Below are 21,398 nucleotides of genomic sequence, written 5' to 3'. Positions count from 1 at the left end.
GTTGCAATCTTATGTAACCAATTGAGCCATGCTTTGGCCGTTTGAACTCCGTCGATCCTATCATCGCCGCAATGACATTCATGCGCGCTTTGGCGGCCAGCAGCAGGGCGGAATCTCAACGCCTGCTAACGCGCCTGGGATATTCATTTTTACCGGACATGGCGCCGGCCATGTTGGTTACCAGGACGTTTTTGAAGCAGATGGGAGCTTCCGATATACGGGGCAAGGCCAGCTTGGTGATATGCGCATGATCTCGGGAAACCGAGCCATCCGCGACCATGTGCAGAATGGCAAAGACCTGCTGTTGTTTCAGCAAACCAAGAAAGGCGGCCCGGTTCGGTTTGAGGGGCTCTATGTCTGCGGCGGTTGGAAGATGGAACAGCAGCCCGATATGAACGGTCAGCCACGACAAGCGATTGTCTTTACGTTGGTGCCTCAGAGCGGGCTTTCCATCGAGGCTGAAGGTCTTGCGACAGAAGCTCCTGTCGATCTCTCGTTAGAAGAACTGAGAAAGCGCGCATTGAAAGCGGCTCTTGCCCCCACGACGGCAAGCCCACGTGTCGCGCTGGCGAATGTTAGAGCACGCAGCAAAGCAGTTCGAGACTACGTTCTGGCCCGTGCGAAGGGATCTTGCGAAAATTGCGGAAGTTCAGCACCGTTTTTGACTAGCACGGGGCAGCCATATCTCGAATCTCACCATATTCATAAGCTGAGTGATGGCGGCCCGGATCATCCCGCATCAGTTGCCGCACTGTGCCCAAATTGTCATAGACAGGCGCATTTTGGACGAAGTCAAATATCGTTCGAAAACGAACTTATTAAAAAAATAATAAAAATTGAAATTTTTTGATTTTTATTCATAATGTTAATGAAAATTTTGATGGAGCGTATTCAGAACTGATGAAGCCTTTTCTAGCACTAGCCGTGGAGACTTTGGATATGATAGGTAATAATTAGAAGATGCCTTCTTATCCTAGTCTTTGATACTAAAAAATTTAATTATTATATAACAGGAATATTGAAATGGCGAGCGCGATAGGTTTGCGTGGGTATTTGATTACGGTCCACAAAAAAGGCGAGTCAGGACGACTACCCTTTAATTCGAAAGAATTTAATGTTGCACCACGTCAGTTTTGGAAAAAGTTTGTTATCCGGCATAACACAGTCGTTCAAGACGTGGAAAAAGAGCGCAGCTGGTATTTTCAAGAGATTGAGCAAGATGGAAGAGGTAATAGCAAAGGATACACACACTACGGCACATATGGGTTTGAAAGTAATTTTGTAGATAACAAGACTCAGGTACGAAATTACCGCCGAAAAGTCGATGACATTGAAGAAATACCATTATTTTACGAAATTTGGTTACCCAAAGATAAGGATTTTTCTTTTGTTGCGTTTCAATCATTTCAAGGGCGCTCGTGCATTGGATTGGTAATGGATCAAGCAAAAATAGACTTTGCACACGCTAATCCAGGATATATATTAAAATATCAAAAGCTTCTTCCTAGCGAAGGCAGCAGCCTGTACAGTAAAGAGCCTGTTAGACGACTTCGTCTTATCAAACGCAACGCACCGTCCGACCTGGCTGACAGTTATCTTGGCGGGAACGCTCCGGACCAAGTAGATTTTGAAGTGCGGCTATCCGCCAAGCGTAACAAAACGCTTGGGCTATTTAGCGCAGTGACCAGGGGACTAAAAAAAAGTGAATCCGGCTTAGTACTACATGAGGGTATAGAATTTTCTGAGGCCTATGCTGAAGTAAAAATTGGAGGAAAATATCGCCCGGTCGGCATATTCGGAAGTGACTCTAATGCCGGAGTGATTGATATTACGGAAAGCATAAATCGAGGAAGAGACGGTCACCCTACCTACGATTCTATATCTCAACAATCCGATGAAATACTTTCAGATTTCTTCAATATCATGGAGAAAACTAAAAAATGAAAATAGATATTTTATCAATCATTAAAGGCCATATAATTACTCTGTATAATAACAGAACCGGAAGGGTATCAATACAAGATATACTATTATTTTATTTAATTCCTATTTTATTATCTACATATATGTATCATTACGGAAAGATATTTGATGGAAATGCTTACAATATTTCTATAACTTTTTTTGGAATTTTTATTGCTTTAATATTGAATATTCAGGTCGCGATATTTTCTATTTTTCAACGCAAATGGGACGCATCTTCAGACGCGCGCATTAATAAATTAATAGAAGAAAAACTCGAAAATAGAAGAAAACTACTTATAGAGTTGAACGTAAATTTGTCGTATCTTGTTTTAGTTTGTTGTGCTGCGTTGATAATTTCGTTACTATCATATATACAGTCAATTAATAGTCGATTCATTTCTTTTGTGGTTGTATTTCTATATACGCATTTTATTTTAACATTATTGATGGTCGTCAAGCGTGCCCATGCGCTGTTTGATAAAGAATATCGTCACAGCCCTGAATAATTTTCCTGCTTCAGATCACTGCGGCGGGGCTAAGATAGATTTTTCTGCAATACAGAACTTTTGAGTAATATTTAGAACAACTACTCATACTTGAATTTCTTTGGAATGACAACTCGAATTCCCAACGTTATATGCTTATTCCTGCTCTATTGTCTTCTACTTCCCGGAATTATTATTCATTAGGCTCAGGACCCATTGATTTGATTACGGAGATCTGATTCAGGCTCTGCGAAAAGACTGGAGATGAGCGACTTGTTTTGGCTGACGGATGAACAGATGGATCGTCTGCGGCCCCTTTTCCCGAAGAGCCACGGCAGACCCCGCGTTGATGACCGTCGCGTGTTGAGCGGGATCATTTTCGTCAACCGCAATGGGATGCGCTGGCGTGATGCGCCCCGGGAATACGGTCCACACAAGACGCTCTATAATCGCTGGAAGCGCTGGGGCGACATGGGCATTTTCATGCGGATGATGGATGGCCTGTCTGCTGCAAAAGCCGAGCCTCGGACGATTATGATTGATGCGACGTATCTCAAGGCACACCGCACGGCTTCAAGCCTGCGGCTAAAAAAGGGGATCCAGGGCGTCTGATCGGACGGACAAAAGGCGGCATGAATACGAAGCTGCATGCCATCACGGATCAGAACGTACGAACGCTGAGCTTCTTCATGACGGCGGGACAGGTCAGCGATTATACCGGTGACGCTGCCCTGTTGGACAGTCTTCCTATGGCACAGTGGATGCTGGGAGATCGCGGGTATGATGCCGACTGGTTCAGAGACACCCTGGAAGAGAAAGGGATAAAGCCCAGCATCCCATGACGAAAATCCCGCGGAAAACCGGTCAAATACGATAAGAGAAAATATAAACGCCGCAATCACATTGAGATCATGTTCGGAAGGCTCAAGGACTGGCGGAGGGTCGCAACACGCTATGACAGATGCCCGAATGTCTTCTTCTCAGCCATCTGCCTCGCAGCAACCGTCATCTTCTGGCTATGTGTCCTGAGCCTAGATAAATAATTATTAGGACGGAATTTAATCGTAAGTGATCTCCATCACCGTTTTCTGCGCACTGTTGAAATACCTTTCAAATTCACGGAATGATCAAACTACATAGCGAGGGAGCCATATTTTTTTGGGCACTGTCTTACAGGAGATTCAGGTCGTCGCACTGTGATTCGCGGGCTTCGATTCATTGATACCATGCAGCTAACAAACTGCATTCCAGCACGGAATATCTAACCACTATGTTGTGTATTAAAATCAGATGAAAGGGTCCATTATTCAAAATTATGCCTTCTTAAGTGGGTAATTTTTGTGGGATAAATTTTTTATATCTTAAATATAAGTCCATATTATCAATATCTTATAATGAAAGTACGTAAGACATCCCCTCCGCCAGTATTTTCCAAGACATAATGGCCCGAATATTTGTTGCCCAAGAGTGTATCCTGCGGGACTTTATTTTCGTTTCGGAAATCTGTAGAGGCTGTGGCCTATGTCAGAGAATTTTATTCCAGTCTATCTGGCCGGTGATCTGGTGTTCAGGCCGCAGGCTCTTGATTTGTTTGCGCGTTTGAAATCGATCTGCGCAGAATATGGTCTTGAGGGTATTGCGCCCTTTGATGGGCAGGCCGAAGCACGTCTGCTGCCTCCAGGGCGGGAGACTATTCTTGCCTTTGTCCGCGCGGATCGTGATCTGATGGACCGTTGTGCCGCAGGTCTGTTCTGTATTGATCCGTTCCGTCGTTCTCCCGAGATGGATCCAGGAACGGCGGTTGAAATCGGTTACATGATGGGTCTTGGAAAGCCGATGCAGGCTTATACCGTAGACGGACGCCTCTATTCCGAGAAGGTCGAGACTTACTGGCGGGATGTGTGGAATGAGAGCCTTTCCGCAAGGCCTGAGGGCGATGCCCCCTCCTCAGGGTGCATGGAAGATCCCGATGGTATGCTGGTCCATTCTGAAGGGCTGCTTCAGAATGGAATGGTCGAGGGTTTTATTGAGATGGCGGGCGGCAGCGTCGCCATTGATCGTGATTTTTTTCAAGCGTTTCGGCAGGCTGCTGCGTGTCTTTCGAAACGGCTTTACGCAGAAATATAAACTCAACCTCAGTTTTTGGCGTAGATCCCTTGCCTACAGCGGGGAGCCAGACTGCAGACGCTACATACGACAGTCATTGATGCATCATCATTGAAGGAGCAGCTTGCAGAACGCTCCATGGCATATCCGCGCGGCGGAGGTTCTGTTTGGAAGGCTGTTACGACGCGCGTTATCCATTGCTGAAGCGGCTTCGGCAATTCAGCGTCATGATGAGACCATCGCAGAATATCATCTGTTGTACGGCCAATCTGGTGCGCAAGCTGGTCATTCGACCATTGAGTCACTTGCAGAAAATCAGTCAACGTTACACGTGGCACGTTACAGCCTTCCGAAAGTGTAAGATGACAAAGAGCGTATATCCCTTCACATTTTTCGTCAATAAATCGTTAAAATTCCCTATGGATGATATTTTGGCTGAGTAGTGTCTCTTTGTTTCAATGTGTTATTCATTGAGTAAAAAATTTTATACAAAACGATATCGGGAATTCAGAAATAATTTCTAGATTTTATGGGAATATTGTTTGTTTTTTTGAAAGCGGCGCAGTCCAATATGGCCGATTTTTTCTAGGATCGGGGTGGTCATTCGTAGGAGCCAAGGCATGATCAGGCATGCATGAGCGAAAATCCCGTCCAGCGCAGGTAGAAAGATTTCACGTCCCCTTCCTTCACTGGTCCGGATGATCAGGCTGGCCACATGCCGCGCCGGAAGAGGCTTGTTGACAAAGTTGAGTACGGATCCACCATCCCGTGTTTCCTGTTCAAGCATTGGAGTGTCGACGGCGCCAAGAAAGATAGACGAAACTCGGATTGTTCCGGCTTTGAACTCCAACGCCAATGACCGTGCAAAACCCCTGAGGCCGAACTTTGTTGCGCTATACACGGCACTCCCCTGAAGGGGCATGACGCCAGCAATGGAATTGACGAAGACGATATGTGAAGCCGGGGACAGGTTTGGCAGCAAGTGACTGGTCATGAGTATTGGTGATGTCAGATTGATCGCCATCTGTTCTTCAAGGCTGTGCCGAGTGAGATCTTTGGTCAGTTCGGGCTGTATTTTTCCAGCGCAATGAATCAATAGTCCGATACTTTTTTTTCTTTCCAGAATGGCGGCACTGATGGCTTCCAGATCTTCAGGTTTGGTAAGGTCACAATAGACAGCCTCAAACCGACCGTTTCTGCTGGAAATCTGTTCTTCAGCTTTGCGTGGTTGGCGCGTCAGTAGAAGAACATCCCATCCTTTTTCCAGAAGAAGCCCTGCAATTTCACATCCAATTCCGCCTGTTCCACCCGTCATGACGGCGCAAGATGGTACTGACAATCCCTTTTTGAAGGAAAAAAGCTTCATGTATTGTATGAACCAGTCGGAATTGAGGGTGTCAGGGCGTTCATGATCGGCTTTCTGGAAAAACTGTTAAATCTTCATAACGCGATAGCCGCATGCATCCTATGGTTTTCTTACATATGAAGGCAGGAGAAGGATTGTTGTGCGTTATAGGGGGGAATTGCGCGGGTATAGCCAATGATAACGGTTCAACCGCGCTCATTTTAATAAGACAGGCAATTTGCGCAAAGTGTCGGATTGACACATGATTTTCCTCGGTGCGCGCGACTTTGCTTCTCTATGAAGATGCTTTCCGTGCTGCGCCATCAACCTAACTCTCCTAACCGCCTTTTGGGCGGTTTTTTTATGTCTGGAGATACATGCGCAACCGCTTCTTCGTATTCGGTGCCGCCCATGCGTCTGAATGCAAACTCCGACCACAGATCAGTTGAGGGGCGATGAAGCCTATGGTCTGCCGCGGCAGCAGAGCTGGCTGGGTCTTCCGGGTAGGACGCCGGAACGCTGAAAATTTCGACGTGTTTCTGAACGACATGAGGACTGCATGACCACAATTCATAATCTTACCCCATCTCCGCTGCGGACGATTACTTTGCAGGGATGCAACGGAGTCGTCTCTCAAGTCACTTTTTGTCCGAAGTCGTCTGCTGACTGTCTGGATTATTCGCTGGATTTCTCGGCGCTTCTGGCCGGGACAGGTGATACGCTTGTCGCCATCAGATCGGCCAAGGTTATTACGGCAAGTGGAGATTATGCTCTTACGGTCATGTGGAGTGCCGTCGCCGGGACGATGGTGGTGGCATTTCTCGCGAGCGGCCAGCCGGACACGACGCAGAAAATCCTCTTCGAGATTACGACGCAGCAGGGCCGGGTCTATTCCGTAATGGCCGTCTTGCAGATCACGGACCTTACCGCTGCGACCGCCCCACCATCGGATTTCCCTGCCGACACCCTGACGAACGGCAACGTGCTGATCGCGGGCGTGGAGGCGCTGCCTTCGGGTTATTCGTCGAACGGTCAGGTCGTCATGGCGACCGAGGATGCCGCCCCGGTTGGCACGCCATCTTTCAAGAGCGTGACGGCCGGGACGTATGCCGGTGATGGTTCCGGACTGAATGTCACGTCAGGCGGCAAAGCCCAGACCATCGATCAATGGGTTGCATCGCTCTCCTCGGGCGGTGTGCAGAGTGTCGGTGTCAAATCGATTGATGTGACTCAGGACCCTGTCACAACCGGCCAGCCTTCGACCGTAACGCTGACGGCTACTCTCACTGATGGCACGACGACGGCACCGACAACATTCGTGGCTCCAGCCGGTGCTACAGGTGCTACAGGTGCTACAGGTGCTACAGGTGCTACAGGTGCAGCTGGACCGAAAGGTGATACGGGCGCAACAGGTGCGGCTGGTCCTGTCGGCGCGTCCGGCATAGGAATAGCGTCCGTCGCCGTAAGTCAGGGGACGGTCGTAGCGGGTCAGGCATCCACGGTTACGCTCACAGCGACAATGAGCAATGGTGCAACCGCTCCAGCAGTTTCTTTTCAAGCACCGGCAGGTGCGCCGGGTTCAGGCGGAAGTACGACGGATCTGACAGCGGCGGCGATTAATACCGCCTTAGGATACACTGCGGCGAACGGCGCGAGTTATCTGCCGTTACAAATGGCATCGATTTCAAATATTCCTGCTTTAACGCATCCCTCCGATGCAGGCTCGGACGATTCTCTGTTTTCAATGTGGGATATCGGGAATAACCACAGTATTAATGTTGGATTTAACTCCAATAATAACTACAACAGATTTACATTAGTATCAAAAGACAATAACCCGCCTTGCCTGACGTTACAGGACAAGGACGGCTATCAAGGATATCTATTTACGCATAATTCCAGTGGAAACACGGCGCTTGCGTCGCCATGGTTTGGTATAGATGGCACTTGGGGCGAGAGCGGTATTGCGTGGATCGAAAAGGATTGGGAAGGCGTTTATTGGAAGATATCGTGCCCATCCACGCAAAATGGTGCTGCTACCTTCAATATTACAGCCGCATCTTCCGACAGTTCTGCTTATCTGGTCACGCCCGCTGTATCCATTACCCGCGCCACGAACCAGGCCACTCTGGCAGTAGAACCTCTTGTTCTGGCTTATAACGCCTACACCTTCGCTACATTGCCGACATCCCCTGTTGCGTGGCAGCGTGCTGTCGTGACGGACAAGGCCATCGGCTCCGGCGCTCAGGGCGTCATGGCGATGTGGAACCCGAATACGAAGGCGTGGACAGGTCTGGGTGGAGAGGCGCTGGTATGAGGAGGCTGGCGCTCTGTGGAATGCTTGCTTTTTCTGGCTGTTCTGCCGGGTCTGTCGCGCCCGTCACAATCAGTCAGGCCATTGCCGGGGTGCAGGCGGATCTGACGAAAGCCGGTGTGGTCAGTGTGTCGGGTGTGCAGCATTGGGCGGCCGATCAGGCCGCCCGGTTCGACGCCAATGTACGGGCGCTTCAGTGCGCGCAGAACACGTCCGATCCGGTCGTGGCCATGATTGCCGGGCCGGTGACGATGGATCTGTCCGGCACGTTTAGTCAGTCGGGGTCGTTCTCCGTCTCGACGTCAAGCTTTACCCCTGTTTTTGGTTTACAGGCCGATGCCAGCCGAACGAAGGGCCAAACTCTAAGTCTTCCGGTCCAGTTCGTGCCTCTGTCGGCGCTGCCTGATGCCGAGGCTGGACGTGAGGTCGGATATGTCGGAGCACTTCTGGGGCAGAACGATGCGGTCCGTGTTGAAGCCGCAACGCGGATCGAAGCAGATCGATCCGCGTTGGCTGCGCATGTCCAACTGTTGATCGGTGGATATGCTTCCCCCTGCCCGCCCGGATCAGATCATCCATTTGTTGGTGTTCGCGGCAAGTAATTCCCGGGATCTTTCAGTTCATCCTTAATCTTGAAGATCAGAAGGATGAACTATCAAGGTAAGTGTTCTGATGTAAACATATTATTTTTAAAAAATTATATTTCAGGTCTGTTCGTGTTTTGATCTAAAAAAGAATATAGGTCGCATTCATTTTTCAAGTGAAGAGTAAGATCGTTCAACAGTTTATTCTTGAATCTCGGTATGACCCAGTGGAGATTTACGGTAAGACGGTGGCCAGGAACGATTTCGATCAGATTTCCCTGAGACAGATACCTGTCCACCAAGGCGTGCGGCTGTAACCCCCATCCAAAACTATTGAGTGTAAAATCCAGAAAGCCGTGCGTAGAGGGGACGTAATGTATCCGCTGCGGTAGATCTGTCTTGTGCAGAGCATGCAACCATCGCGCCTCCAGACCATCGTCGCGGTCAAAGCATATGCACGGTGCCTCCTGAAACTCAGCTGCGGTACCTCCGGTTCTGAAGTATTGCGCTGCAAAATCAGGAGTAGCGCAGGCAACATACTGCATGCCCCCGAGCTGGATGGAGCTGCATCCCGGGACTGGCTCTGTTTGGGCGGTGATTGCAGCGATAACCTCGCCTGATCTTAAGCGGTCAGCTGTACAGGTTTCATCCTCGACAAGAAGGTCCAAACAAATTCCTTCTTTCATAGCAAAGCGCGAGATTGCACCTGGAAACCACGTTGCAAGACTATCAGCATTTACGGCGATTCTCAGAGTAATCTCAGGTGGAGGCAAGGGCCCTGACGCGAAGGAAAGATGAGGGATTTCCGCTTCGAGCAGGTGAACCCTGTCGAGATGTGTCACCAAGGCCTGGCCCAGTTCTGTCGGCCTGCACGGTTGGCCGCGAATAATCAGCAGAGCACCCAGCCGGTCTTCGTATCCTCTGACGCGCTGAGAAACAGCAGAAGCCGTAATGTTTAATTTTCTGGCCGCGCTTTCGAAGGAGCCTTTCCGGATGACAGCGCTTACAGCTGCAAGAGCATTATAATCCAACATCAATAAAGAATTGCTTCATCAGGATAAGAAAAACAAGTTTTCCTTTTTTGAAGTCGCTCCGTAAGGAGGCTGAATGATGCCTTTCCTTACAAGCTTTTTTTCCGGTTTTGCGCTTTCTGCCTCACTGATTGTCGCGATCGGCGCTCAGAATCTGTTCGTTCTTCGACAGGGTCTGAAGAAAGAGCATGTCGGTCCCATTGTCCTTTTCTGCGGCTTTTCAGATGCTATCCTGATTATCGCAGGCGTGAGTGGAATGGGGGCTCTACTGGAGGCTTTCCCACAAATCGCGAAGGGATTTACGCTCGCCGGTGCTGGGTTTCTGTTCTGGTATGGCCTAAGAACGCTACGTCAGGTTACTCTCTCGGAGAGCATGACAGTCACTCAAAGCGATTCTGTTGCTTTGTCGAAAGCATTGACCTCAGTCGCAGCGTTTACCTGGCTTAATCCGCACGTCTATCTCGATACAGTTCTCTTGATGGGCACAGCGTCGACAGCGCAGCCACTTCCCCTTAGGCCCTTTTTTGCAGCCGGGGCGGCATCTGCCAGTTTTCTATGGTTTGGTGCATTAGGCTATGGTGCACGTTTTTTACAGCCAATATTCGCTACGCCGAAATCCTGGAAGGTTCTGGATCTTGTTATTGGGTGCGTAATGCTTTTTCTCGCAACCCTTTTGCTGGTACAAGATCTCTAAAATTGTCTGCGAATACAGTGAATATTGCAGGATGATGAGGCTGGAAATCGACTTAACAGGAAAAAGTAAATCTTCTGAACGGATACAGAACAAACTATACTGTTTCTTGCCAACGCAACCTGAGTTTATATCGCAATATATGAGATAGGATTTCCAAGAATTTCGGATGGTGGGCGCGACAGGGATTGAACCTGTGACCCCTGCCGTGTGAAGGCAGTGCTCTACCGCTGAGCTACGCGCCCATCCGTTGGACGGGCTTCTAACAAGATGTTGTTTTTCTGACAAGATCTTTTTCGCAGGAAGCCGGTTTGTCCGCTCCGGCTTCCCTTATCGGGCGCTCAGAAACCGAACATATGGTCGAGGGAGAAAGCTCCGCCCCCGTTTTCCAGTCCGTGATAGCCGAAGAGACGGCATGTCAGATCACGGATGAGGACGTAGCCTCCCTCCCCTGCCTGATCGAGATGAGACGCTTCAAACAACTCCTGTGGTCGTACCATGAAAGAGCCATTGGGGGCGATCCTGATCGTCGTCTGGGCCAGCAACGCACCATTTGCTGCGTGAAGCAGCAGGACTGTTTCGGAGGCGTCAGTTCCTTCAACGGAAGCCGGATGGATCAGGCAACAGAAGCTGCGCAGCATGTCCCGAGCGGTTTTCTGACCCAGTTTCAGGAACAGTCGTGTTGTCAGGCCGGGCGGCGGCCCGGAATAGGATTGCGGCTCCGAACGCCATGTCATGAGCGTATTGAAGATATGGGCCCCGAAGCTGGTTTCCGCAGCATGGTCGCTCTTGCGGTGCCGGTATCGCATCATCGCATGCAGCCACCCATCCGCCTCGCCGCCATCGCGGAAATCATAGACCAGATCCGCATGACCAGAACGATCTGTCAGGTCGTGCAGAGCAACGGCCGTATTATGATTGCGAGGAAGGTTTCCCAGAAAATGCGAGCCGGTTTTTTCGCCGGATTCATCAAACAGATCCAGTCTGACAGGCAGCGTTTCCAGTGCTTCGGACATGGGATTGGGCTGAAGAAAAGTCTCGAAGCGCTTTGGATCAAGGATCGGGAACGGCAGCAGGAAGCCACGGCCCAGCGACGGCGGGAACTGATAGATGGCGGGATCTGGGCGCAGGTTGTCGCGCTCCACATTCAGATGCGCAATACGGGTCCGGCCACGCTGGGTGATTTCATACCGTGGCCGAACCAGATGTCGACCGGAGCGTAGTTCAAGCTGTGCGGGCCAGTGCAGATCAGGAAAAAGTGCGCCGACATTTACTGCGACCGTCTCGAACGGTTTTACGGAACGGTTGAGCGCGCGTGCGGCGTCTTCTCCCATACGGTTGAAGGTAATCGCGCCAGCGGGAATTGTCGTCGCGTGACTGTTTTGGACCCACACGATCAGCGTTTCGTCAGGTTCCGGTGCCGGAAGGGTCGCATAACGGACCGAAGGCCATGCATTGGCGTCATGCGTGACGGACAGGCTTGGATCGCCGTTCTTGCCCCAGCTATCGAGCGCATATTTTACGACGTCATGGCCACGCGCACCCAGAACGTGAATGAAAAGCTGTCCCGTAAACTCAGGCAGATCAAACCGACGCCGTACTTCGGAGCTATCGATCGTAATTCCCGCACCGGCTTCCGTTACCGGCTGCTCCCATTGCGCCAGAATTTTGCCGCTTCCGTCATAGAGCCGCATCCAGTAACGCAGGTTCTCGGCGGCATAGCTGGACCAGTAATTGGCCGTCACGATCCGGCAGGAAAAGCGCTCCGTTTCGCGAAAAAAGGCAAAATTGGTCGCGAAGTTCAGCTTGTCCAGATAGGGTCGCCCCTTGACCAGCATATCATCTGGCAGGCGAGCGGGTGCGAGGGTCTGGAGTTCACGCCCGTTGAGAAGCCCCTTCAGGCGCGTCCGCATTTTTGCATCTTCAAATGACAGCGCGAGAATGACATCCACTTCCGTCGTGGGAAGATCTACCAGTGCCCGCAGGGTACCGCCAAACCCGTCCGGTTTTCCGACATGTTCGGTATCATGAACATAGACATGCGCCGGTTTCAGACCCGGATAGAGAGCAGCCAGTGTGCGGGCGGCATCATCCGGATCATAGAATGCCAGTGTCCGGCCCGAGAATTCGGCTTCCATGCGAACGAGAGCTTCAGCGGCCAGCGGATGCGCCAGTGCCTTGTACAGAATATTGCCACCCTGCGGACCAAAGGTGCGGATATCGAGCATACAGGGGGCCCTTTCAGAGCTTCAGACGTCGGCGCATTTCTCTCGCCACGAGGGGGGTATCGTCAAGCGGGGTCACGTCCCACGGGGTCTGTTTGGGATCGAACATTTTCACACGCCCGGCGTCTTCGAGGGTTTTCACAAAGCGTGAAATCCGGCTTGAATGCCCCGGCAGCGGAAAAACCAGAACGGGCGCGGATGTCGCCACGGCTTCGGAGATCATGGAAACGCTATCGGTCGTCACGGCAATGACGTCTGCGCAGCCCAGCATCCCCATATAGGGGTTGTCATCTCCAGTGCCCGTCAGAACGGCAATGCCGTGTGGCTCCAGCCGTTTGCGAAAAATATCCACGGCTGCCGGATCAGTTCGGCGCGATGGGGTGAGGACGGCCTGCATGGTGTTGCGCATTGTAAAAGCGATGATCCCTTCCGCTATCCGCTCTGCTTCGGCCGCACCCAGTGTGAAGCGGCCATTGGCGCCCCCGATCAGAACGGACAGAAGCGGACGGTCATCCCGCTTCAGTCGCTCTTCCCACTGGGCACGCGCCAGATCGAGCTTCTGCTGTGTTACGGGATGAAGCGCATTGCGCGAGATCAAGACGTTCGGCCCATTGATGCCATCATGAGTGTTGGCAATCACCAGATCGAACGTCCGGACCGGCATGCGTGGGTTCTGGATCTGTACGACGGGTAGCCCTTCGCGCCTTGCAACGGCCCTTCCAACAACGCCTCCGGTCCCTCCGATGCAGATGATGAGGCGTGTGTCTTCGGGAATCCTGATCGGATCGACCCGTTTTAAGGGGAACGGCCAGTACCGTGCAGGAAAGCGCGACCAGAACGGCTGGATGCGCACAGGGCGGAAATCCCATTCCAGACCTGCCTTTTCGGCCAGTCCCGTACCCTGTGCGCGCATGCCGGCGAAGTCCTCCGCGATGATGATGGCTTTCATGACGGAACTCCGCAAAAAAGAAGGTGTTTCCCGAACTGCGAGAAATTTGGCAAGAAGCGCATATGACAACGTCCCAGACGCCCCCTGCCGCCTCGAATACAACCCCAGCCGCTCCTGCTCCCGGATTTGAAGAGCTTGGGCTGATTGCGCCTCTGCTGGCAACTCTTGCCCAGGCCGGACACAAACGCCCGAGCCTGATCCAGGCGCAGGCCATTCCTCCCTTGCTTGAGGGCAAGGATGTTCTGGTCGGCTCCCAGACAGGCAGCGGCAAGACGGCGGCGTTCGTGCTGCCCATGCTTCAGAAGCTCGAAGAAGCAGGCCCGGCGCCCGGCCCCCGCGCGCTCATTCTTGAGCCAACCCGCGAACTCGCCGCCCAGACCGCCGCCGTATGCCGTCAGCTCGGGCGTAGGCTTTCCCTGAAAACGCGCGTTGTCTGTGGTGGAACATCGCGTGAGCAGCAGGTGCAGTCTGTCAGCGATGGTGTGGATATCATCGTGGCCACGCACGGGCGTCTTCTGGATCTGGTTATGCAGGCCGATCTTGTTCTGGAACATCTGACTTATCTCGTTCTGGACGAAGCCGATCGCCTGCTGGACGAAGATTTTTCGGCCAGTATGACTGCTCTCACGCCTTATTTCCCGGACCACCCACCCCAGACCGTTTTCTGCTCGGCCACATTGCCAGAGCCCGTGATGGATCTGGCCAAGCGGGTGACGCGCGATCCTGTTCGTGTGGAAATCGCAGCAGAGTCTTTCACGCCCAAAAATATCCGCCAGCGGGCGATCTTCGTGGAAAAAGACGACAAGCCCGAAACCGTGGCCCGTCTGCTGAAGCATTTCGAAGGCCGGAGCATCGTCTTTGCGCGGACGAAGAACACAGTGGATGCACTCGCTAAAATCCTGCGGCGCCACAACCTGCGGATCGAAACCCTGCATGGGGATCGTACGCAGGGCGCTCGCAACAAGGCGCTTGATCTGTTCCGTCAGGGGCGCGTTCCCATTCTGGTGACGACCGACATCGCCTCGCGCGGTCTCGATATCCCGGACGTGGATCTTGTCATCAACATGGATATGCCTGAAACGCCGGAGGCTTATGTCCATCGTATCGGCCGGACAGCCCGTGCCGGACGCAAGGGCGTGGCGTTTTCACTCATCAATATCGATGAGCGGACTTTTCTGCGTGATGTCGAGAAACATATCGGCTACCGCGTCCGGATCGCGACGGAAGACTCGCTGGACCGTTAAGCGTTGCGGCTGGCGAGAATGTCCCTCGCCAGATTTTCCCATTCCTGAGCATTATCAACGCGGGGCCGTATGGGCGGAGGGGCTTCAAGGAGTGTCTTCAGCGCCCGTGCAATCGCTGCGGGGTCCGGATCGCACAGGACGGCCTGCGGATCGTCGGCAAACTGCTCGACCAGCCCGCCTACACGCGTTGCGACCACGTAGCGCCCGCTGGCAATCGCCATCGCGCCCACGCCACTCTGGGACGCCTCACGATAGGGCAGAACCACGATATCGGCCCATTCGACAAGCGCGGGCAGAGCGTCTTCCTCAACCCAGCGGTTCTCGACACGGACAGTTTCGAGCGTCCCAAGCCTGCTGAGTTCGGGGCTTTGCGGGCCATGTCCGACAACTCGGCATTCAAAGGTATGACGGACGTGGGGCAGAGCCTCCGCCAGAAGGTCCAGCCCCTTGTAAGGCAGAAGGCGCCCGAACATGAGAATGCGGGGCGCGCCTCCATGAGCAAATGGCACTGTGCCTGTCCCGCCGATAAAGGGTGGGTGTGCAAGCGCAGTTATGGGACACGACACGGCATGCGGCCCTGACGTCAGCCCGTCGGCAACATGACGGCTGAACGTGACAATCTGATCGGCGTGTCGGATCAGGCGCCGCTGCAACAGGGCCTGCAACGGATATCCATCTCCCGGATGCGGTTGTGCATCATGCACGATAACGACGGTCCAGACTCCTGCTTTGTGGAGCACCTGCGTCATCAGCATGTCCAGTGGCCCCGGCATGGCACAGATGGCGATATCCGGGCGGAAATCCCGTACGATTCGTGCAAGCTGCCTGCGAAGCCAGGGCGCTGTCAGAAGTCGTTTTAGCAATCCGCGCAGCGAGCTGTAGGTCGCGACCTTGAGCACGGATTCCGGGGCATTTTTGCTTCGCAGGATTTCCGCCCGTTCTGACAGGCAGAGCAAAACCTCCGTCTTTGGCAGTCTTTTAAGGCCATCCGCCAGATCCACCGCAATGCGTGGCCCTGCGCCCCGCCGTCCCCACTGCCAGACGAGAATGCGTCTGGCCGGACTGCCTTCAGAACGTCTGCTCACGGTCGCGCTCCAACGGCCTGCGCCGCGTCGCGCAATGTCGCACCATTCAGGAGTGTCGCAATTTTGTGTCTAGCCTGCGCGCCAAGACGGGCTCGCAGATCCGGATCATCAGCCGCTGTCCGAAGGGCCTGCACGGCGGACTCCATGTCAGGCAGCGCCCACTGCGTATCGGGCATGTCCCAGATTCCACGAGGATCACGGGCAGGAACGAGCATATAGGAAACCGGCAGGCCACAGGTTTCGTCCATAAACTCGGCTGTTGCGGACCAGTCCGTTGCAATCACGCACCGCCCGAGCGCCATGGCTTCCGCCACGACGAGTCCGAAGCCTTCGCTTCGATGCAGGGACAGCACGATATCCGCACATTCTGTCAAAGCGAGCCTGTCGGCACTATTGAGCTGTCCGGTTTCGATCCGGATATTGGGGGCTCCTCCGATGGCTGCTCGGATCGTCGCCAGATCTTCGGGGTAATGCGCGGTATGACCAATTTTCAGGAGCAGAAGCCGGTCCGTGCGGTCTCCAAAGGCTTTCCTGAAGGCGTGGATTGTCTCAATCGGGCTTTTGCGGACCATGGTGGACGAGAGACTAAACGAAACGAGAACAATGACGCAGTTCTCCGGCAACCCGAACGACGCCTGATCCCGCCCGGAAGATTTTTCTTCTGCAAGACCAACCGGATGTTCCACAACCCGCACCGGACGTCCAAGAGAGCGCAGGGCATCCGCCGTAAACCGCGAAGGTGCCCAGATTTCATGCACATGCCGCCGGGCGATGCGCCATATTTCCGGAACGACCGGGAGTTCCCACGCCCAGTATCCGATAACCCGGCGTCCCGTCCGCAGTGCGCGGGGCATGAAGAACTGGGCATAAGGCAGCATGGGAGCATTTACATGCATCACCAGTGGCGCTCCCGGTCCCGTCCTGTCTCCTTCAAGGACGCGACGGTCAATGTCCCATGTCGCGCAGGGAATCCCCATCTCCCGCAGCGCCCGGACCATCAGCCGCGCGCCTTCGCCTAGCCCAGAACTACGGCTGAATTCGCCAGCAACGATCATCCCCTGTGCCGCAACAGGTTTCTGTGGTCTGACTGGAGGCACGGCCAGAGCGGTGGCCCGGACGAAAAAGCGTCGTCGGGCGTCCGCAGGGAAGCGCTGCCATACTTTGTGAAAAATGGAGAGAGACTGTTTCATCGTCCGTTCATGGGGCGTCTGTCCTTGGTCGTGGACGTGGGCAAGGAGCCGAAATCTCTGAAAAACCGGGCGGAAAACAGAAAACGATACTACCAGACCGGCCTCGGAAAAATGTGATTTCTTTCCACTATGGAAGGAAAGAAAGGCAATGTTCCCTCTCTGGCGACCTGCGCCCAACGTGCTTACACTACAATCCATGACCGATCCATGTCCTACGCTCTGTGGTGCAGGTATGGCTTCGCCGGGCTGCCGGACGGAGGGTGCCTGTTGTCGCGTCAGTCCGCGACGGAGGGGCATGACATGAGTTGCAAGGCGGGACAGCGGCATCACCCCGTGCGGATCCGTCAGCCCCGTCTGTCGGAAACGCTGCCCGGCTTCGGACAGCCCCCGCCCGTCTTTAAGGTGAGTCTGCCTCCGCCCGATCTTGCCATGTGGCGTCTGCCGCCTTCAGGCGTGCCGGGCGTGTGGATCTTCGATTCGGGGCGCTCCGGTCCTGAAATCGTTATCACCGCCATGGTCCATGGCAACGAATATGCCGGGGGGTGGGCGCTTGAGAACTTTCGCCGACGAGGCGTGTCCCTGACATCGGGGCGTCTGACCTTCATTGTGGCCAATCTGGCAGCCTTCGACCGATTTGATATCAGCCACCCCGTCATGGCCCGCCATGTCGACGAAGATCTGAACCGTCTGTGGCACAGCACACGGCTGAATGGACGCGACCATTCCAGCGAGCTTGAACGGGCCAGACAGCTTCAGCCTTATATCGCCCGGGCGGATCTGTTGCTGGATCTGCATTCCACGCTCTGGCCGTCCGAGCCCCTGTTCATCGCCTCTCCCCGCCAGCGTTCGGCAGAATTGGCCTGCGCTCTGGCGGCAGGTCGAAATCTGCCTCAGACGGTTCTGACGGATCTGGGGCATCAGGGTGGTTCACGCCTGATCGAACACGCGCATTTCATGTCGCCGGGTGGAACCGGACGAAGCTGTCTTCTGGAAGCCGGATCTCACTGGGAGCCTGGAACCGTCACGGTCATGGAAAGCGCCATCGAGCGTCTTCTGGAACAGGCCGAGGCCATCCATCTTCGTGGACATGCCACGCAGGAAGCCTGCGAGCCCGAAATGGCTGTCGTGACCGACAACATCATTGCCCGGCATTCGGATTTCAGTTTCGTCAGGCCGTGGGAGGGCGGAGTCACGATTCCCAAGGCGGGAACGCCCCTCGCCCATGACGGACATGACCTGATTTACACACCCTATGACGAGTGCCTGCTGATCATGCCCAATCTGCGTCCCCGTCGGGGACAGCTCGCGGTCCGCTTGGCCAGACGGACCGCAGCGCCGTTCAGATCTTAGGCCGAAGCGCGGTCATAGATCGGGAAGCGACGGCACAGGGCCTTCACTTCTTCATGCACGCGCGCCGTGACGGCTTCGGAATTTTCTTCCTCAAGAGCCGCTGTCAGCACTTCGTCGATCATACGGCCGACTTCGCGGAACTCGGCTTCTCCGAAACCGCGCGCGGTTGCCGCCGGGCTGCCCAGACGGATGCCGGATGTCACAAACGGCTTTTCCGGATCGAACGGGATGGCGTTCTTATTCGCCGTAATGCCGGCACGTTCCAGAATGGCTTCGGCCAGCTTGCCCGTCACCTTCTTCGGACGCAGATCCACAAGGATCAGATGGCTGTCCGTGCCGCCTGTGACGATGTCGAAGCCACGGTTCTGAAGCTCGTCCGCCAGCGCGCGGGCATTGGCGAGAACACGCTTCTGATAGTCCTTGAACTCGTCCGAAAGCGCTTCACCGAACGCAACGGCTTTGCCCGCGATGACATGCATGAGCGGACCGCCCTGCAGGCCGGGGAACACGGCGGAGTTCACCTTCTTCGCCAGATCCGGGTCGTTCGTCAGGATGATGCCGCCACGCGGGCCACGCAGCGTCTTGTGCGTCGTGGATGTCGTAATGTCCGCAACCGGAACCGGGTTCGGATACAGGCCAGCGGCAACCAGACCGGCAAAATGCGCCATGTCCACCATCAGATACGCACCGACTTCATCGGCAATCTTGCGGAAGCGGGCGAAGTCGATGACGCGCGGATAGGCGGAGCTGCCAGCCACGATGATCTTCGGCTTGTGCTCGCGAGCCAGGGCTTCCATCTGGTCGTAGTCGATCAGCCCGTCTTCTGCGCGAACGCCATACTGCACGGAGTTGAACCACTTGCCCGAATAGTTCGGAGCCGCGCCATGCGTCAGATGTCCACCAGCGGCAAGGCTCAGGCCGAGAATCGTATCGCCCGGCTTGGCCAGCGCCATGAACGCCGCCTGATTGGCATTGGCGCCCGAATGCGGCTGCACGTTTGCGAATTCCGCGCCGAACATCTTTTTCAGACGCTCGATAGCGAGGTTCTCAACACGGTCCACGTCCACGCAGCCGCCGTAATAGCGCTTGCCCGGAAGGCCTTCCGCATACTTGTTCGTCAGCACCGAACCCTGTGCTTCCATGACTGCGAAAGAGGCCATGTTCTCCGAAGCGATGAGCTCGATGCCGTCCTGCTGGCGCGTCAGCTCCTCGTTCAGAATGGTGGCAACTTCGGCATCAACCTCCTTGAGGGGGGCATGAAAGAAACGATTCAGCGTGGACTGGCTGGCGTGTTCCGACATCGTGGTCCATTCTCCAGGGTGAGTTCGGCATGTGACTAGCCCAGATTGCCTGCCTCGGCAAAAACAATCCGCCTAACAAACGAGGATCCTTCATGACCACTCCGCTCTGGCGGACCAAACCCGTATCATCCGCAGCCGACAGCCAGACTGGCCTCAGGCGTGTTCTCGGTCCCTGGCAGCTCGTCGCCCTCGGTATCGGCGTGACGATCGGTGCTGGCCTTTTCTCTCTTACAGGTGTCGCTGCTGGCCAGAATGCTGGTCCAGCCGTGACGCTGTCTTTTGTTATCGCAGCCGTGGCCTGCGGGTTTGCAGGTTTGTGTTACGGCGAACTGGCCGGGATGATTCCCTCCGGCGGCTCGGCCTATTCTTACGCCTATGCGTCCATGGGAGAGCTGATCGCATGGATGATCGGCTGGGATCTCGTGCTCGAATATACGGTGGGAGCCGCGACCGTTGCATCAAGCTGGTCCGGCTATCTGGCATCGCTTTTGGGCGGATGGGGGCTTCCCATTGACCCGAGGCTTCTTGCCCCGCCACTCACGCCTGTGACGCTGTCAGACGGCACCATCACGACTGCATGGTTCAATCTGCCAGCAGCCTGTGCCCTGTGGATCGTGACGGCGCTCCTGATGCGCGGTGTTAGCGAATCCGCGAAGGTGAATACGGCCGTCGTCGTCATCAAGCTGGCGGTCGTCGCTATCGTGATCGTGGTCTGTGCGCCGCATGTCCATATGGCGAACTATCATCCGTTCATCCCTGAAAATACCGGCACGTTCGGCTCTTTCGGGTTTTCTGGCGTCATGCGCGCGGCCGGGATGGCCTTCTTTGCCTATCTCGGCTTCGATATCGTCTCGACCGCCGCGCAGGACAGCCGGAACCCGGCGCGGAACATCCCAATCGGGATCATCGGAAGTCTACTGGTCTGTTCCGTGGTCTACGTCATTTTCTCGCTGGTTCTGACCGGGGTGGTCAATTATCGCCTCATGGCCAATGACCCGAGCCCAGTGGCGACCGCCATCGACACCGCGCATCTCCCTTGGGTCGCAAGTCTTGTGAAGCTTGGCATTACGTCGGGCTATGTCTCGGTTCTGTTCGGAATGCTTCTGGGACAGGCACGGATCTTTCTCGTGATGTCCCATGACGGGCTGCTTCCTCCGCTGTTCGCACGGCTGAACGCCCGCACCCGCACGCCTTGGACGTCCCATCTTCTGTTCGCGGTTCTGACAAGCCTTCTCGCGGCTCTCGTGCCGATTGGCGTGCTTGGGAACATGACCTCGATCGGAACGCTTCTTGCCTTCATTATTGTCTGTGCGAGCGTCCCCGTCCTGCGCCGAACCCAGCCGGATGCACCCCGTCAGTTCCGCGTGCCGGGTGGCGCTATCATTCCGGTCCTCGGCGTTCTGTCCTGCGGGGCCGTGATGGTATCGCTTGATCGCCTGACATGGATCCGGCTCATCGTCTGGCTCATCATTGGGCTTGTCATTTATTTCGTCTACGGCATCCGCAACAGTCGACTTTGCAGGGACTGAAGTT

16 protein-coding genes, 1 tRNA gene and 1 pseudogene are annotated in these 21,398 nt (G+C 54.4%); 10 read left to right on the top strand and 8 right to left on the bottom strand.

What is annotated here, in order from left to right; all coding sequences use genetic code 11:
- Positions 1 to 28: 28 nt before the first annotated feature.
- The 4 genes and pseudogenes from JK208_RS03785 to JK208_RS03770 all read left to right on the top strand — a co-directional run bounded on the left by JK208_RS03785 (position 29) and on the right by JK208_RS03770 (position 4,577).
- On the top strand, positions 29 to 850 hold the full coding sequence (locus tag JK208_RS03785; RefSeq protein ID WP_211574418.1) for an HNH endonuclease signature motif containing protein: 822 nt from the start codon (positions 29 to 31) through the stop codon (positions 848 to 850).
- Positions 851 to 1,023: 173 nt separating this feature from the next.
- Entirely contained in the window at positions 1,024 to 1,944 is a 921-nt protein-coding gene (locus JK208_RS03780) for a hypothetical protein (protein ID WP_211574417.1), read from the top strand.
- Positions 1,945 to 2,714: 770 nt separating this feature from the next.
- Positions 2,715 to 3,493, top strand: a pseudogene (locus JK208_RS03775) (IS5 family transposase).
- Positions 3,494 to 3,971: 478 nt separating this feature from the next.
- Positions 3,972 to 4,577 carry a nucleoside 2-deoxyribosyltransferase gene (locus JK208_RS03770; protein ID WP_211574416.1) on the top strand — a complete coding sequence of 202 codons (606 nt, stop codon included), beginning with the start codon at positions 3,972 to 3,974 and terminating at the stop codon, positions 4,575 to 4,577.
- A 499-nt stretch (positions 4,578 to 5,076) separates the two neighbouring features.
- Here JK208_RS03770 and JK208_RS03765 read toward each other — a convergent pair whose 3' ends face one another.
- Positions 5,077 to 5,922, bottom strand: a complete 846-nt coding sequence (locus JK208_RS03765; protein WP_211574415.1) for an SDR family NAD(P)-dependent oxidoreductase — start codon at positions 5,920 to 5,922, stop codon at positions 5,077 to 5,079.
- A gap of 538 nt (positions 5,923 to 6,460) precedes the next feature.
- Here JK208_RS03765 and JK208_RS03760 point away from each other — a divergent pair.
- Positions 6,461 to 8,218: a hypothetical protein gene (locus JK208_RS03760; RefSeq protein WP_211574414.1), complete on the top strand. Its 1,758-nt coding sequence runs from the start codon at positions 6,461 to 6,463 to the stop codon at positions 8,216 to 8,218.
- A 20-nt stretch (positions 8,219 to 8,238) separates the two neighbouring features.
- Positions 8,239 to 8,817, top strand: a complete 579-nt coding sequence (locus JK208_RS03755; protein ID WP_249201928.1) for a hypothetical protein — start codon at positions 8,239 to 8,241, stop codon at positions 8,815 to 8,817.
- A 95-nt stretch (positions 8,818 to 8,912) separates the two neighbouring features.
- On the opposite strand, the gene JK208_RS03750 is transcribed toward JK208_RS03755, so the two are convergent.
- On the bottom strand, positions 8,913 to 9,833 hold the full coding sequence (locus JK208_RS03750; RefSeq protein ID WP_211574413.1) for a LysR family transcriptional regulator ArgP: 921 nt from the start codon (positions 9,831 to 9,833) through the stop codon (positions 8,913 to 8,915).
- A gap of 76 nt (positions 9,834 to 9,909) precedes the next feature.
- Here JK208_RS03750 and JK208_RS03745 point away from each other — a divergent pair, with 76 nt between their 5' ends.
- On the top strand, positions 9,910 to 10,524 hold the full coding sequence (locus JK208_RS03745) for a LysE/ArgO family amino acid transporter (protein WP_211574709.1): 615 nt from the start codon (positions 9,910 to 9,912) through the stop codon (positions 10,522 to 10,524).
- Positions 10,525 to 10,691: 167 nt separating this feature from the next.
- On the opposite strand, the gene JK208_RS03740 is transcribed toward JK208_RS03745, so the two are convergent.
- The 3 genes from JK208_RS03740 to JK208_RS03730 form a co-directional block, all read right to left on the bottom strand.
- Positions 10,692 to 10,766, bottom strand: a tRNA-Val gene (locus JK208_RS03740).
- 96 nt (positions 10,767 to 10,862) lie between these two features.
- A complete protein-coding gene (locus JK208_RS03735; RefSeq protein ID WP_211574412.1) occupies positions 10,863 to 12,749 on the bottom strand; it encodes a hypothetical protein in 1,887 nt (628 codons plus the stop codon).
- Between the two features lie 13 nt (positions 12,750 to 12,762).
- Positions 12,763 to 13,695 (bottom strand): mitochondrial fission ELM1 family protein, encoded by a 933-nt coding sequence (locus tag JK208_RS03730; RefSeq protein WP_211574411.1) that lies wholly within the window; start codon positions 13,693 to 13,695, stop codon positions 12,763 to 12,765.
- 62 nt (positions 13,696 to 13,757) lie between these two features.
- On the opposite strand from JK208_RS03730, the gene JK208_RS03725 reads away from it, so the two are divergent.
- Positions 13,758 to 14,939 carry a DEAD/DEAH box helicase gene (locus JK208_RS03725; RefSeq protein WP_211574410.1) on the top strand — a complete coding sequence of 394 codons (1,182 nt, stop codon included), beginning with the start codon at positions 13,758 to 13,760 and terminating at the stop codon, positions 14,937 to 14,939.
- Here the strand turns inward: JK208_RS03725 and JK208_RS03720 are convergent.
- Complete coding sequence (locus JK208_RS03720; RefSeq protein WP_211574409.1) at positions 14,936 to 16,024, bottom strand: glycosyltransferase family 4 protein; 1,089 nt, start codon at positions 16,022 to 16,024, stop codon at positions 14,936 to 14,938. The two genes, JK208_RS03725 and JK208_RS03720, sit on opposite strands and share 4 nt — an antisense overlap.
- Complete coding sequence (locus tag JK208_RS03715; protein ID WP_211574408.1) at positions 16,021 to 17,214, bottom strand: glycosyltransferase family 4 protein; 1,194 nt, start codon at positions 17,212 to 17,214, stop codon at positions 16,021 to 16,023. The genes JK208_RS03720 and JK208_RS03715 overlap by 4 nt, the downstream gene beginning before the upstream one ends.
- 207 nt (positions 17,215 to 17,421) lie before the next feature.
- Here JK208_RS03715 and JK208_RS03710 point away from each other — a divergent pair, with 207 nt between their 5' ends.
- The gene (locus JK208_RS03710; protein ID WP_249201927.1) at positions 17,422 to 18,564 is read left to right on the top strand and encodes a succinylglutamate desuccinylase/aspartoacylase family protein; all 1,143 of its coding nucleotides are present in this window, start codon (positions 17,422 to 17,424) and stop codon (positions 18,562 to 18,564) included.
- Here JK208_RS03710 and glyA read toward each other — a convergent pair.
- Positions 18,561 to 19,865, bottom strand: a complete 1,305-nt coding sequence (gene glyA, locus JK208_RS03705) for a serine hydroxymethyltransferase (protein WP_194255868.1) — start codon at positions 19,863 to 19,865, stop codon at positions 18,561 to 18,563. The genes JK208_RS03710 and glyA overlap by 4 nt on opposite strands.
- A gap of 92 nt (positions 19,866 to 19,957) precedes the next feature.
- Here glyA and JK208_RS03700 point away from each other — a divergent pair, with 92 nt between their 5' ends.
- Positions 19,958 to 21,394 (top strand): amino acid permease, encoded by a 1,437-nt coding sequence (locus tag JK208_RS03700; RefSeq protein ID WP_211574407.1) that lies wholly within the window; start codon positions 19,958 to 19,960, stop codon positions 21,392 to 21,394.
- Positions 21,395 to 21,398 lie beyond the last annotated feature (4 nt).

Source organism: Gluconobacter sp. Dm-74 (assembly GCF_018256135.1).
Taxonomy (GTDB): domain Bacteria; phylum Pseudomonadota; class Alphaproteobacteria; order Acetobacterales; family Acetobacteraceae; genus Gluconobacter; species Gluconobacter cadivus.
Note: the sequence above shows the minus strand (reverse complement) of the source record. Positions and strands in the feature narration are given on the sequence as shown.

Excerpts from the sequence above, each read along its gene's own strand:
- JK208_RS03785 (WP_211574418.1), top strand. The coding sequence starts at position 29 with ATGCTTTGGCCGTTTGAACTCCGTCGATCCTATCATCGCCGCAATGAC.
- JK208_RS03780 (WP_211574417.1), top strand. The coding sequence starts at position 1,024 with ATGGCGAGCGCGATAGGTTTGCGTGGGTATTTGATTACGGTCCACAAA.
- JK208_RS03770 (WP_211574416.1), top strand. The coding sequence starts at position 3,972 with ATGTCAGAGAATTTTATTCCAGTCTATCTGGCCGGTGATCTGGTGTTC.
- JK208_RS03765 (WP_211574415.1), bottom strand. The coding sequence starts at position 5,922 with ATGAAGCTTTTTTCCTTCAAAAAGGGATTGTCAGTACCATCTTGCGCC.
- JK208_RS03760 (WP_211574414.1), top strand. The coding sequence starts at position 6,461 with ATGACCACAATTCATAATCTTACCCCATCTCCGCTGCGGACGATTACT.
- JK208_RS03755 (WP_249201928.1), top strand. The coding sequence starts at position 8,239 with ATGCTTGCTTTTTCTGGCTGTTCTGCCGGGTCTGTCGCGCCCGTCACA.
- JK208_RS03750 (WP_211574413.1), bottom strand. The coding sequence starts at position 9,833 with ATGTTGGATTATAATGCTCTTGCAGCTGTAAGCGCTGTCATCCGGAAA.
- JK208_RS03745 (WP_211574709.1), top strand. The coding sequence starts at position 9,910 with ATGCCTTTCCTTACAAGCTTTTTTTCCGGTTTTGCGCTTTCTGCCTCA.
- JK208_RS03735 (WP_211574412.1), bottom strand. The coding sequence starts at position 12,749 with ATGCTCGATATCCGCACCTTTGGTCCGCAGGGTGGCAATATTCTGTAC.
- JK208_RS03730 (WP_211574411.1), bottom strand. The coding sequence starts at position 13,695 with ATGAAAGCCATCATCATCGCGGAGGACTTCGCCGGCATGCGCGCACAG.
- JK208_RS03725 (WP_211574410.1), top strand. The coding sequence starts at position 13,758 with ATGACAACGTCCCAGACGCCCCCTGCCGCCTCGAATACAACCCCAGCC.
- JK208_RS03715 (WP_211574408.1), bottom strand. The coding sequence starts at position 17,214 with ATGAAACAGTCTCTCTCCATTTTTCACAAAGTATGGCAGCGCTTCCCT.
- JK208_RS03710 (WP_249201927.1), top strand. The coding sequence starts at position 17,422 with ATGTCCTACGCTCTGTGGTGCAGGTATGGCTTCGCCGGGCTGCCGGAC.
- glyA (WP_194255868.1), bottom strand. The coding sequence starts at position 19,865 with ATGTCGGAACACGCCAGCCAGTCCACGCTGAATCGTTTCTTTCATGCC.
- JK208_RS03700 (WP_211574407.1), top strand. The coding sequence starts at position 19,958 with ATGACCACTCCGCTCTGGCGGACCAAACCCGTATCATCCGCAGCCGAC.